At 50.5% G+C, this 12,104-nt stretch carries 13 protein-coding genes; 7 read left to right on the forward strand and 6 right to left on the reverse strand.

All coding sequences use genetic code 11. From position 1 onward, the window contains the following. Positions 1–23: 23 nt before the first annotated feature. Positions 24–716 carry a DUF4145 domain-containing protein gene (locus ACWHYD_RS13725; protein ID WP_447962591.1) on the reverse strand — a complete coding sequence of 231 codons (693 nt, stop codon included), beginning with the start codon at positions 714–716 and terminating at the stop codon, positions 24–26. A gap of 201 nt (positions 717–917) precedes the next feature. Continuing rightward, on the reverse strand, positions 918–1,172 hold the full coding sequence (locus ACWHYD_RS13730) for a hypothetical protein (protein WP_447962592.1): 255 nt from the start codon (positions 1,170–1,172) through the stop codon (positions 918–920). A gap of 818 nt (positions 1,173–1,990) precedes the next feature. On the opposite strand from ACWHYD_RS13730, the gene ACWHYD_RS13735 reads away from it, so the two are divergent. Next, a complete protein-coding gene (locus tag ACWHYD_RS13735; RefSeq protein WP_447962593.1) occupies positions 1,991–3,670 on the forward strand; it encodes a hemopexin repeat-containing protein in 1,680 nt (559 codons plus the stop codon). A gap of 439 nt (positions 3,671–4,109) precedes the next feature. On the opposite strand, the gene ACWHYD_RS13740 is transcribed toward ACWHYD_RS13735, so the two are convergent. Both ACWHYD_RS13740 and mtgA read right to left on the reverse strand, forming a co-directional pair. Beyond that, positions 4,110–4,508 (reverse strand): secondary thiamine-phosphate synthase enzyme YjbQ, encoded by a 399-nt coding sequence (locus ACWHYD_RS13740; RefSeq protein WP_447962594.1) that lies wholly within the window; start codon positions 4,506–4,508, stop codon positions 4,110–4,112. 53 nt (positions 4,509–4,561) lie between these two features. Beyond that, the gene (mtgA, locus tag ACWHYD_RS13745; protein ID WP_447962595.1) at positions 4,562–5,344 is read right to left on the reverse strand and encodes a monofunctional biosynthetic peptidoglycan transglycosylase; all 783 of its coding nucleotides are present in this window, start codon (positions 5,342–5,344) and stop codon (positions 4,562–4,564) included. A 426-nt stretch (positions 5,345–5,770) separates the two neighbouring features. Here mtgA and ACWHYD_RS13750 point away from each other — a divergent pair, with 426 nt between their 5' ends. From ACWHYD_RS13750 to ACWHYD_RS13760, 3 genes are all read left to right on the forward strand, one after another. Next, positions 5,771–6,772 (forward strand): zinc-dependent alcohol dehydrogenase family protein, encoded by a 1,002-nt coding sequence (locus tag ACWHYD_RS13750; protein WP_447962596.1) that lies wholly within the window; start codon positions 5,771–5,773, stop codon positions 6,770–6,772. Positions 6,773–7,219: 447 nt separating this feature from the next. After that, positions 7,220–8,515, forward strand: a complete 1,296-nt coding sequence (locus ACWHYD_RS13755) for an MgtC/SapB family protein (protein WP_447962597.1) — start codon at positions 7,220–7,222, stop codon at positions 8,513–8,515. Between the two features lie 19 nt (positions 8,516–8,534). Further along, on the forward strand, positions 8,535–9,221 hold the full coding sequence (locus tag ACWHYD_RS13760; protein WP_447962598.1) for a DNA polymerase beta superfamily protein: 687 nt from the start codon (positions 8,535–8,537) through the stop codon (positions 9,219–9,221). Positions 9,222–9,381: 160 nt separating this feature from the next. On the opposite strand, the gene ACWHYD_RS13765 is transcribed toward ACWHYD_RS13760, so the two are convergent. Continuing rightward, a complete protein-coding gene (locus ACWHYD_RS13765) occupies positions 9,382–9,690 on the reverse strand; it encodes a hypothetical protein (RefSeq protein WP_447962599.1) in 309 nt (102 codons plus the stop codon). A gap of 102 nt (positions 9,691–9,792) precedes the next feature. Further along, positions 9,793–9,960 (reverse strand): hypothetical protein, encoded by a 168-nt coding sequence (locus tag ACWHYD_RS13770; RefSeq protein ID WP_447962600.1) that lies wholly within the window; start codon positions 9,958–9,960, stop codon positions 9,793–9,795. A 315-nt stretch (positions 9,961–10,275) separates the two neighbouring features. Here ACWHYD_RS13770 and ACWHYD_RS13775 point away from each other — a divergent pair, with 315 nt between their 5' ends. From ACWHYD_RS13775 to ACWHYD_RS13785, 3 genes are all read left to right on the forward strand, one after another. Further along, entirely contained in the window at positions 10,276–10,812 is a 537-nt protein-coding gene (locus ACWHYD_RS13775) for an Hsp20/alpha crystallin family protein (RefSeq protein ID WP_447962601.1), read from the forward strand. A gap of 442 nt (positions 10,813–11,254) precedes the next feature. Next, positions 11,255–11,713 (forward strand): hypothetical protein, encoded by a 459-nt coding sequence (locus ACWHYD_RS13780; protein WP_447962602.1) that lies wholly within the window; start codon positions 11,255–11,257, stop codon positions 11,711–11,713. 151 nt (positions 11,714–11,864) lie between these two features. Continuing rightward, entirely contained in the window at positions 11,865–11,996 is a 132-nt protein-coding gene (locus tag ACWHYD_RS13785) for a hypothetical protein (protein WP_447962603.1), read from the forward strand. Positions 11,997–12,104: the final 108 nt, after the last annotated feature.

The raw sequence follows: 12,104 nt of genomic DNA on the forward strand, positions 1-12,104 counted from the left end.
GCAATTGTTATGTGCGTCGTTCATTATTGCTGATTACGTCGCGCCACACGGCGCTCATTTGCCTTCTGTATTCTCACAGGCTCAGTATATAAGCGTTCGAGTAACACAAATGTGAAATCTAGAATATCTGCAGCATCTTCTTTTGTTAGGGTTCCTTGGTGTGCCCCATCATTCCCCTCGTCTTTAATGCAGGTCGATAACTCTCTTAGGGCTTCAGGCAACATACTATTATCGAATAGCCATGGAAGCCTTAACCCTAAGCTTTTACGAATGGTACTATTTAGTCCCTCCCTCATATCAGGAAGCATTGATCTCGTAGAAAGGTCAATACATAGTCTAAACATTGTTGCTGCTGCGTTGTAACAACCAATAGAAAAACATGCAGACCCTTCCTTAAATGGAGCTTCAATTTCTTCTGGTATATGTTCAGGTGGCATTTCTGCAGCCGTGTCACGCAGGCTAATATAACGCTCAACATCGACAATTTTATTTGCAGAGAAATCTAAAGCAGGAAGACCTTTTTCAATATACCTTTCTCCATCCAACTCTCTTTGACTTACTAGAAATGTTGTGGACTTACTACAGCGTCGACAAATACAAAATACTTCCAAATATGTTTTCCAGTCATAAGTCCTATCGACTGGCCATTGACTTATCAAATCAAAGGTCATTTCACTTGCGCCACATCTTGGGCAGTCAGCAACTAACTCAGACATTCAATTTTCCTCCGATAGACATTTATCATTTGAGTAATGATCAGGTGTATCAGCACAAACTGCAGAGCATCGATTTTCTACCCGTAAAACTCGCCTAAGGATTATAAACACTATTTCCTCGTCCCTAGAGTAATCTTCTTGGACTGGAATTGGCCAAACGGATTTTTGGTTAATTGACGAAATAAGTCAAGGCGTAGAGCACTACTGCGAGTCAAAGAGTTTCCAGAAAAACATATCCACTGGCAATCCCTCTTGATCTTTCCAGTCCGACGCCGCCCAGTCCCAGGGTCTGATGCTCTCACTGATCGGCGAGGCTTGTATGAGCCCTTCGACCTGACTCAGGGCAGGCTCCGCGAGTTGGCCTGCCATCAGAAAAGGACTCATTGTTTCGGCAGTCTCTTCTGGCCTTGTGGTGTGGCCGAGCAATGCAGCCGCCACCGGAGACAAGGCGCACATTGTTTGAGCCCTTCGAGAAGTCTCAGGACAAGCTCCGCAAGTTTGTGCGCCGCCGGGGTCGGCGAACCGCGGAGGGTAGCCGAAGGGCTACGCCACGGCCACCATGGTTTCGGGTCCTTTTGCCGAAACAAATGGTCTGCCCTGAGCCAAGCCGAAGGGACCTCGGCTGCCGGGACGAACCCTGGCAATAATATTCCTTTAAACTTGCCACCACTTTCTCTAGGACATAGAGACTATGAACATGCTACCGACAGGTCACTGAACCGAAGTCCCAGCAAGGGGCAACAGTCTCAACAAATGATTTGGCCAAAATCCTCAACCTCTGCAGTCAAGAATAACTCCTGCCACCGTTACAGTGTTAAGCCATTCACGAATCAGAAATCGCCAAATAAATCTGGTTAAATTTTCGTCCTCTTAAGTCCTCGGTACGAAACTCTCAACAACAGACTTACCCCCAGAACTTGGGGGTAGTGATTTTTACGATCTGTGAAAGTCGCCCATCAGAGAATAGGTATCTGATTCGATACGACGTGTATCGTCATTGATACCCGCAACGCATGTGGAGTTGAGAGCAGCAGTATCAGCAAGGTTGTGAAGTCTAGAGCCAGTAGGAGCTATCAATCAGATACCAGCAGGGCGTCTCTCGCACACCCGTTTTGAGGGGAATGGGTTTTGCTTATTCGAGCAACACAGAGGATGTTGGAGAATGAGGAAATGAGCGGAAGGTACCCAATGGATAAGTAAGGTGAGAAAGGGATCACGCTATGAGAATGTCTTGTAAAATTTTCATGTCAACAATCTGCGGAATGTTCATCGCGATGAGTTTCTGTTGGCCAGTGGACGTGTGGGCTCAGTTGACCGGTTCAGAGAAACTGGTGCCGGTGGTATGGAATAACGGCAAGGTTTATTTCTTCCAGGGAGGTGAGTATGCCCGATACGACATCGCCCGGGATATGGCGGACAGTGACGATGGCAGTGGCAATGCCTACCCTCGCCCTATCCGGAACAACTGGCCTGGACTTTTTGAGGAAAACATGGACGCGGCAGTCTTCTGGCCTGCGCCGCCTCCGGGAGGAGCAGAAATCAAGACGGTCGCCTACTTCTTCAAAGGCAATCAATTCATGAGGTATGACGTGGATGCGGATCGGGCTGATGCGGCAGACGGCGCTGGCCGGGCCTACCCCCAGCCGATCTCGTTGAAGTGGCCTGGAATCTGGACAGATCGGGTGGATGCCGTGGTGGTTTGGCCTGTTCCGAGAAGCGGCAGGACCGTCGCATACTTTTTTCGGGATGATCAGTACATCCGCTTTGATGTGAAGAGGCATCGGGCTGACCCGGGCTACCCGAAGCCCATTGCGGGCAATTGGCCCAATTTCAAGTTTCCAGATGGAGTCGATGGTGCGGTGGCCTGGCCGACGCCGTTCGAGGGAAAGACGGTTGTCTATTTTTTTAAAGGCAATCAATATATGCGGTATGACGTGGATGCGGATCGAGCCGACGATCAAAGTGATGGAGGACTCGGCTATCCTGCGCCTGTTGAGGGGAATTGGGCAGGCCTTCTCATAACCGCACCGGGAGGAACGGATGTCCTTGCAGCCTTTGCCCAGGAATGCGATCAGGCCATCGGCGTGTCTGTTCCCGATTTCGATGTCGATAGCCCTTTGGGGACAACGGTTCCAACCGATCATCTCACTCCGGCTACCGCGACCTATCCAGACGGCACCTGTGATCGTCCGAACGTGCTCAACGGAAAATGCGATCGTGGCAGCCGTTTTCGGGTGCTGGTCAATACTCCAGACGCCTATGTGGTGGCGCATGCCAGAAAAATGGGTCTATCCCCAGGGCAGTATGGGGATGTGGCAGTCATCCAGCACAATAAAGTCAATGGCAAAACCTGTTTCTATCAGGGGGCGCTAGAAGAAGGCTTTCACTTGAGCCATGATGGTAAGGTCAAGGCGCCTTCCAAGGGAGTGGGCAATCCAGCTTTCTGGATGACACCGTCACAAATTGTCAACAGCAAATTCCCCTGTGTGAGTTGCCATGACAATGGGCCAATCATCCGATCCCCGTATCTCGCCCAAATATCAGGCCCCAACCAGCTGCCCGGTGCGGGTGATATCACCTTCAACAGCGACCCCGAGCCCTATTCCTTTGTCGGCGCTGATTTCGCCTCATGGAAGGCTTACAAGGTCGAAGTCAACGACAATCTATGCAACAGCTGTCATCGCATGGGAGTGAACAACGTGAGTAACACCGGCAACGTCCCCAGCAATGGCACGGCGCTCGATTTAGGTATCAAGGCCACAGCCCCTTCCCAGGAGAGTAAGCACCCACACTCAGCCACATCGCCGATCTGGATGACGCCCGGGCAGGACACCTTTGACCAAGCGACGGCTGATGCTGCGCTTGAAATCAAGCAATGCGCCGAGCAGTTCCATGCAGGATCGCCCCTACCCAATTCGCCAAGCTGTAAGATTACGCAGTTTACTACACCGTAGGAACCCTCTCGTTAACGATCGAACGGAGGGCAAGAGTAAGGTCGGGGAAGGTCCGAATATTTCTTTTGCGATCTCTCCAGCGTGGTACATATTGGGGGCAAGGCATGGCAATCACTCACTCCAATTTCGGCGTTCTACCCCCAAGTGACAATTCGCTAGGGTGTTATCCTACCCCCACCAGATTGACCAACAGGGCTGACACTCAAATCAAGAGGTGAACCTTGTGTGAGCCCTTCGCAAGACGCAGGACAGGATCGGCGAATTGGGTCGCCCTCCAATAGTTTACATCAGACCCATCCAAATGAGGTCGGGCGGGTCGTCATTGGTTTTGGGTCCTTTTACCCAAACAAAAGGCCTCCTCTGAGCCAAGACGAAGGGACCTCGGCTGCCGGGACGAACCCGGCTTTACCAGCAGGTGGACAGGCAATCAAACATCATTTTATACCACCGGAGCTAAACCCACCACGAGCTGCCTTTCCCGGGGGCCGTCTAATTCGACTAACAAGACCGATTGCCAGGTACCCACACGCAACTCACCGTCTATTACGGGCAGGGTTAACGATGCCCCGATCAAGGAGCCTGCCATATGCGACCATGCATGGGAGGGATCATGGGCATGACGAAATCTGATCTGGGGAATAATCTTTTCGGCGACTTCGAGGAAGTCTTCCTCCGTGCCCTCTCCTATTTCCCCGGTCGTGAGCGTAGCTGTGGTATGGGGCAGGAAGACGTGGCACAACCCATTCTGAAATTCTCTCTTTTGAATGATGCTATGCAGTTTCGAGGTGAGGTCCACAACATCTTTGAGTTTTTTTGTTTTGACTTGAAATGTTTCCATATTTCCCCCTTTGGTTTTTATCTCTCTTTAGTATTTCCTCAATACCTCTCAGGTTAGCGGGTGGACATGCGACGGAGGATCAGCTCTTTTTTCTTTTCCACGTATGCTGTGGTCTCCGTGGGCTGATGCCGAAGCGGACTGGGAATGACCGCTGCCAGGCGGGCGCCCTCATCCATAGAAAGCCGGGAGGCCGGCTTGTGGAAATAGCGTTGGGCGGCGGCCTCAATACCGAACACGCCCGGTCCCCATTCAATGATATTGAGATAGAGTTCCAGTATACGCTTTTTACTTAAGGTCGATTCCAACATCCAGGTGATGAGGAGTTCTTTGCCTTTGCGAATCGGATCCTTGGAGGTCGAGAGGTATAAGTTTTTAGCTAATTGCTGGGTAATGGTCGAGCCTCCCCGAACAATCCGTCCTTTCTCCAAATTGGTTTCAATCGATTCCAGGACCTCATGCCAATCCACGCCGGCATGCGAATAAAATGTTCCATCCTCGGATACCAGAATGGCCATCCGTACATGGCGCGGGACATGTGAAAGCGGGGTCCATCGGTAGTCGATGGTCATCGTGGTTCCTTGATCATGGGCTTCATCGATACGCTGCCGCATGAGTGCGGTTTCTGTAGGATTTTCCGTGGACAATTGTGCGATGGAAATAAATGGAAATGTCAAAATTTCAAAGAGGACATAGAGGCCCAGGAGAAGAAATATCGTCTTGAATGGAATAATCCGAATCCACCGGAATCGCCGAACACGGGGCTTTCGGTGGGAACCGATATTCCAGAGGGGTTTCTTGGGACGGGTTTTTATGGCTTTCGGCCTTGCTCGCTTCATGCTGGTGTTTTTGACTGAGCTTCACCTGCCACGACGGATACGATATGATGAGACCCTGACGGACAGAACAGACTCCATGGTTCCCGAAGTAAGTATCAATTTAGCCGGACCGTTGTCCAATGATTGTTTGAATCAGTGTGATCCCATTTTACAAACACGAGTGAGGTCAAACTCAGACCGGATTGCGTTTCATACTGCCGTTGCTCCACCTGGGCACAGATTCTTCGCCACTGGCTCAGCATGACAACTTGACGTCATTACCGGGTCGTTGATCGTGATCTATCCAAACTAGGGTCAAGATGAATTCCAGATCACGAATGCCGGGAACGACTATGATAGATGGCAATGCTGGATGGATCGGCATCACCCGTTGGCCCAATGCCTGAATGGCCATATCAATATTTTTACCCCATATAGGAGTGAAAGATGAATGCCATGATCCTCGAACAGGACGCCGATGTCGCGACGGGTCCTTTACGCGCGCGTGACATCTCCAAACCGGAACCGGGTCCCGGTCAGGTTCGCGTCAAGGTTCATGTCTGCGGAGTCTGCCGCACTGATCTGCATGTCGTCGAAGGCGAACTACCACCCTCCACCCGTCCTATTGTCCCTGGGCATGAAACCGTCGGCATCGTGGATCGAGTGGGACAAGGAGTCAAACAGATCAAAGAAGGCGATCGAGTAGGCATCGCCTGGGTCCAGGCAACCTGCGGGACCTGTGAGTTCTGCAAGGCAGGGCGGGAAAATCTATGCGCACAGGCCACCTTCACCGGATATCACGTCAACGGTGGCTATGCCGAATACGCACTGGTCTCTGAACAATTCGCCTACCCTATTCCATCCGTGTTTACTGACGAGGAGGCCGCCCCGTTGTTGTGTGCCGGCATCATCGGCTATCGCGCCTTGCGCCGCAGTCAGGTTAAACCAGGCCAACGGTTGGGACTTTACGGGTTCGGGGCATCGGCCCATATCACGATTCAAATCGCAAGGCATTGGGGATGCGAAGTCTACGTCTGTTCCTTAAGAGAAGAACATCGCGCACTGGCTCGTCAACTGGGAGCGGTGTGGGTCGGAACGGCTTCGGAGATGCCACCGGACACCCTTCACTCGGCGATTATGTTTGCCCCGGCTGGTGAACTGGTGCCTCCGGCCCTTCGGGCATTAGAAAAAGGCGGCACACTCGCCTTAGCCGGCATCTACATGACCCCCATTCCACCCTTGGACTATACACTTGATTTGTTTCAGGAACGGACCATCCAAAGCGTCACCGCAAACACACGCCAGGATGGATTGGACCTGTTGAAGGAGGCCGCCGCCATTCCCATTCGCACCCACACAGTTCCTTTTCAATTAGAGGAAGCCAATCTGGCACTCCAACAATTAAAGGCCGGAACCATCCAGGGCGCGGGAGTCTTACATGTCAGATAAAGACCTCAACTCCCGCTTGAAAAACAGACCGGGATTCCTAACGCTGATACTACCCGACCCCTATCCCATTGACCCTATCAGCTGAATAATAGGCGGACAGAGACTCGGGGTTGCCAGGTTCGGACACCCCACAGAACCCCTCCGCCCCTTACTCGAAATTTATTGAAGCAACCACGCCAGATCATACCGGATCAAATGATCCACGGACCGGAACGTCCTCCCACCGCCTGAAAAAAACTCGACATGTTGTGGTCCACTAAAAAAGGGAGCCGGTCCATATCGGACAATTTCATAAGGGCGCTTTTCATGAACGCTTAAATCTGTTCTCTACCCGATTGAGCCCGCTTCTTGCTTCTCATTTCATATTGAGTGAGTATTGGTGACCATCAGATAAATGATAGTTCTCAATCTTTTCCTCTGGATTTCCTGCTTCAATAAGACCTGCCCATGATGACTATTGAAGAATCCATTCTTGGCTTTCTGGTAGCCCTCGCCTCAGGGGCTTTAATTGGCTTGGAACGTCAGCAGAATCTGAGGATCGAGCGTAAAACCGGTATCGGCGGGGTGCGGACGTTTCCCCTGATCGCCCTTGCCGGAGCCATGTCGGCGTTTATCTCCCAGATCCTTGGCGTGTGGCCCATAATTGCCACATTCCTGATTCTTGGCGCGCTCCTGGTTGTCGCGTACGACAAGGAATGGGGTCGAAAGGATCCACCTGGGATCATCACCCCACTCGCCGCCCTGATCACGTTTCTTCTGGGAGTGCTCGCCCTACTCCCAGCTCTTCCGATTGATCCACCACATCGGTATCTCCTCATTGTCGGCAGCGCAGGGGTCGTGATGGCCCTACTGTCGTTAAAAGAACAACTCCATCATGTGGTGCAACAGGTATCCGATGGTGATATCTATGCAACGGCAAAATTTGTCATTTTAGCTCTCGTCGTCTTGCCTCTTCTCCCCAACCGCACCTTCGGTCCTCTGGATGTTCTCAATCCCTTCCATACCGGCGTCATGGTGGTCCTCATTGCGGGGGTGAGTTTTTTAGGATATCTCTGCACTCGCATCATCGGTTCCCATAAAGGCCTTGCCACAACAGGCATTGTGGGAGGCCTGGTCTCTTCCACCGCCGTCACCATCAGCATGGCTACCCAAGCCGGGGAAAACCCACGTGTGGTCCTCCCTGGAGCGACGGCAATCCTAGGCGCGTCCAGTACCATGTTTGCCAGAATGCTGGTCATCGTGAGCCTCCTGCAACCGGATCTGTTTCTCATGCTTCTCGCGCCTTTGGGGGGCATGTCCCTCTGCGGGTATGTCATGAGTTTCATCTTATTTAACAAAGCGCAACGCGTACCGCCGGATGGTCCGGACATCTCCCATCGCAACCCGTTCGAATTACGTCCGGCCCTGGGATTTGGCGTATTGTATGCCGGAGTCTTATTCATTTCGAAAGCCGCCCAAACCTACCTGGGCGATCAAGGATTGTATGCGTCCAGTCTTCTGGCCGGCACTACCGACGTGGATGCCATCATGTTGTCAATTGTCCGATTACAGCAGGACGGTCTTTTGGCCTGGACTGCCGCCACGGCCATCACCCTCGCAGCCATGACCAATACGATTGTAAAGCTTCTGTTAGCAGGATGGTTTGGAGGAAAACCGCTCATAAAATATGTGGCGCCGGGAATGATCGCCATTTTGGCAACCGGGAGTGTCATTCTGATCGTCTTTGGCTTCACACACCCTTAACAATGGAAATTTACGACAAATGATCATGCAGCCTCAGGCAGACGATCGTACACAGACTCTTCTCAAAGTTCTCGTGGGTTCCCATGCCCATGGCTTAGCGTCCGAGGAGAGCGACCGGGATTATCGCCGGGTCTATGTCATCCCGACGGAGAAGATGTTTCAGTTAGGATATAAATACCCTGCCACGAAGTGGACCAAAGGGGATGGCGATGAAACGGCCTGGGAAGTCGGAAATTTTCTTCTGCTGGGAACACAAGGCCATCCGCTTATTCTTGAGACGTTGCTGGCTCCCATCATCACAGCCGATGCATGGGGAGAGCAATTGCGCATGCTGTTGCCGGCCCTGTGGTCGCCTCACAAAGCCTTTGAAGCCTTCACCAACTATGCCGACAATCAACGCACCAAATTTCTGAATAAGAAAGATGGACGTCCGGCAAAGTATGCGGCCGCCTATATCCGGGTTCTCTACAACTTATGTGAATTGCTTGAATCAGGAAGTTTTCACATCCGCATTGCGGACACGCCGGCAGGGGAACGGCTGTTTCGCATTAAAAATGGACAATACCGGTTGGGGGAAGTAATGGATTGGGGCGAAGAACTTACAGCGCAGGCAGGTCGATTAATTGCTGTATGCCGCGATGAAAGCGATCTGCCACGCATTAATCACTTTCTGGCAACCATTCGCCGGGCATTTCTCCCACCTTAACAAGACGTTAAAAATGCCTGCCCTTTGCCATGATAGCGTTTCATCTTCTCGGGCCTTTCGATGATACATCACAAAAAGAGGGGATCATTCGATCCCCTCTTTCCATACCCCTGGTCCTGACTCCGAGTTTATGGTTTCGTGGTTGAACATTAGCGTCAAATTACTTTTCGCTATTTGTAGCAGATCCTTGAGGCGCAGTCTTTTGCTCCTCATGAACCACATTCGGGCGAATCTCATTCATGGGGTTGATTGCCTGGGCATCATGAAACGCTGCAGCCTGTTTCAATCCCTCCTGCGCTGATGGTGGGGTTTCTCCTGGGTCATTCGCCGTGGGGATGCCTAGGACGGGGTCTTTGAAATTACCCATGGGATAGCCCGGATGCTTCGGGAGTAGACCGGGATTTCCGAATGCCAGTGACCCAATCAACACCAGATTTATCACTGTTGCAACGACGATAAATTTTTTCATAATTGACATCCTCCTTTCTCTCTTGGCCGAAACAGGAACAGGAGCGGGGAAAAAAGAAAATCAATAAAGGCCCGCTCATAAGCGGGCCTGAAAATCTCTGCGTTAGGCAGCAACCCGCTCATCACCGGGGAGAATGGTACGGGATTTTCGGTAAGACCCTTTCGGCTCTGATGAGTTTGGGTCATCTCCAAATAACAAAGCCGTGAGGGCTACTATCACACCCGCCGTTAGTCCCATAAGGGCAAGCACGCCTTCAATAATACCACCCATAACATTCACCTCCTTTCATCGTAAATTTCAATCCTTTCGTTGTTGTATTTTTAATAATTTCTGACCAAAAAAAGTCAAGAGGGGAAAACCCTGGACCATGTCTTTCCCTTTATTTGCTGAGTGCACATGGTATTTCCCTCCCGTGTTGACGGCTTGACTTTTTTCGAAAATGTATTAGCTCTATTGTAGAAGTTGTTGCTACTGAATGAGTTAAGCATGGCCGGCCACATTTCACCGGGATATCATAACCAGTGCGAAAATCATGAAAACCACTTCTTCCAAAACAGTGTTTTAGATGAAAGGAGGACATCCACCATGGAACTCAAAAATCTTCTTACTCCCTGGAATTGGTTCAAAAAAGAGGAAGAACAATCTCAATCGGCACGAAGTCAAAACGTATCCAGGTCGCCCGACCATCCTCTGGCCCGGTTCCATCGTGACCTCGACCAACTGTTTGACAACGTCTTCCAAGGATTCCCCCTATCGCCGGGACGAAGAGAAAACGGAAATTCGTGGGGAGGCTTCATTCTGCCCCACGTTGATATCGGTGAAGACAAGAAGCAATACACCATTACCGTGGAGGTGCCGGGCGTTGCTGAGAAAGATATTCAAATGACACTCGCGGACGGTACCTTAATGATTCAGGGCGAAAAACGATCCGAGCAAGAAGACAAGACTAAACACTATCATCGAGTCGAACGTTCGTACGGGTCGTTTCAACGGATGCTGTCTTTACCAACGGATGCGGATGAAAATAACGTCGAGGCAAAATTTAAGAATGGCGTCTTGACCATCACTATCGCGAAAGATCCAGGCGCAAAACCGGCTGTGCGAAAAATTGCCATAACGTAAGACACTTCTGCCTTCGTTCACGTTGTGACCCGGCGGTTGGCAGAACAACGCCAACTGCCGGAAACCGCAACATGCTTTCTCCCGGGCAATCCTCTTCCGGAATGGCCTGACATTTTTGACTGATCTTCTCGTCAAATGGAAGTCCCTACTCGATATCTTTCAGTCTCACCTGATATTTATTCACTCATTTTCTCCCTAATTTAAAATGGGGTTATCCTTAAAGAAAGTCCCGTAGGACGTAAACGGCCATGATTGGGAAACATGGATTGAATTTTTCGATTCTGATTAAAAGTTTTTTCAATTTGCCTCTATGTATTTAGGACTTATCTAGTTTCACAGAAGGAATGATAGAATCCCAGTCGAATCAATAATAAAGACACCACGGAACTGAGAAAAGATATTGAGCATTCAGGTCCTTAACTCAAAGGAAGGAGGTCATACGATGAAGAACATGATGATGTTATTCGCAGCATTGGTCTTCATGTTTGGAGCGGTGGACTATGCGTCTGGTGCCACGACGAAGCCCTCTTTTCAGTTTGACCCCATAGAATGGCCAATCAATACGGCTGAGTTTCACCTAACCCAGGCCCAAAAACTCGAACAAGAGGCCACAGACTTGGCGGCCAAGGTGACGGAGTTGAATCAAAAAATCGACAAGTACGAGAAGAAGCCCTACCTGGATACCAAGGGATTTCACCGGGATGGTCTAAAAAGGATTATTGGGACAACTTTACAAAAGGTAAGTGCCCTTCGGGGCCAAGTCGCCCGGCATCGTGATGAAGCCTCACGGTTGGCGACTCTTGACCAAGTGCCTCAAGACAATGCCAATGATTCAGAAGACAGGACTACTACTTTGGGTGATACTTCTCGCTCACGCTCGCATAGTGAGAGTCCATCATGAATATACCGTGATGAAGTGGATTATTTGAATGGGTTGTGAGTAAGAAAGCCTTCGTTACGATGAGCATTGGAAATCGATTGGAAAGACTGGGGAATACCTATTCAAAAACAGGATGAGTGGGAATCATCACAAAATCGAAAGGAGGATGAGCATGTTAGGAGAAGCAATCGTCGCCATACTGACGCTCATGTTTCTGATGTGGAGTGCCGCCATTTGGGCTTCCTTCAAGGAGGATACCGAACAGAAATCCGTGTCCTTCCATACAAGGAAAAAAGTGGCATAGTTGGATGAGGGAGGGAGCCGGGCCTCATGTTGTGAACGGAGCATTTCTCTTGGGACAAGTTGGATAACGTCAACTCCAAAAAAGGAAATTATCACATGACCGGTCCGG

Source organism: Nitrospira sp. Ecomares 2.1 (assembly GCF_965152585.1).

Bases quoted from the DNA above. Each gene is read 5' to 3' on its own strand.
- ACWHYD_RS13725 (WP_447962591.1), bottom strand. From the start codon at position 716: ATGTCTGAGTTAGTTGCTGACTGCCCAAGATGTGGCGCAAGTGAAATG.
- ACWHYD_RS13730 (WP_447962592.1), bottom strand. From the start codon at position 1,172: ATGTGCGCCTTGTCTCCGGTGGCGGCTGCATTGCTCGGCCACACCACA.
- ACWHYD_RS13735 (WP_447962593.1), top strand. From the start codon at position 1,991: ATGAGTTTCTGTTGGCCAGTGGACGTGTGGGCTCAGTTGACCGGTTCA.
- ACWHYD_RS13740 (WP_447962594.1), bottom strand. From the start codon at position 4,508: ATGGAAACATTTCAAGTCAAAACAAAAAAACTCAAAGATGTTGTGGAC.
- mtgA (WP_447962595.1), bottom strand. From the start codon at position 5,344: ATGAAGCGAGCAAGGCCGAAAGCCATAAAAACCCGTCCCAAGAAACCC.
- ACWHYD_RS13750 (WP_447962596.1), top strand. From the start codon at position 5,771: ATGAATGCCATGATCCTCGAACAGGACGCCGATGTCGCGACGGGTCCT.
- ACWHYD_RS13755 (WP_447962597.1), top strand. From the start codon at position 7,220: ATGATGACTATTGAAGAATCCATTCTTGGCTTTCTGGTAGCCCTCGCC.
- ACWHYD_RS13760 (WP_447962598.1), top strand. From the start codon at position 8,535: ATGATCATGCAGCCTCAGGCAGACGATCGTACACAGACTCTTCTCAAA.
- ACWHYD_RS13765 (WP_447962599.1), bottom strand. From the start codon at position 9,690: ATGAAAAAATTTATCGTCGTTGCAACAGTGATAAATCTGGTGTTGATT.
- ACWHYD_RS13770 (WP_447962600.1), bottom strand. From the start codon at position 9,960: ATGGGTGGTATTATTGAAGGCGTGCTTGCCCTTATGGGACTAACGGCG.
- ACWHYD_RS13775 (WP_447962601.1), top strand. From the start codon at position 10,276: ATGGAACTCAAAAATCTTCTTACTCCCTGGAATTGGTTCAAAAAAGAG.
- ACWHYD_RS13780 (WP_447962602.1), top strand. From the start codon at position 11,255: ATGAAGAACATGATGATGTTATTCGCAGCATTGGTCTTCATGTTTGGA.
- ACWHYD_RS13785 (WP_447962603.1), top strand. From the start codon at position 11,865: ATGTTAGGAGAAGCAATCGTCGCCATACTGACGCTCATGTTTCTGATG.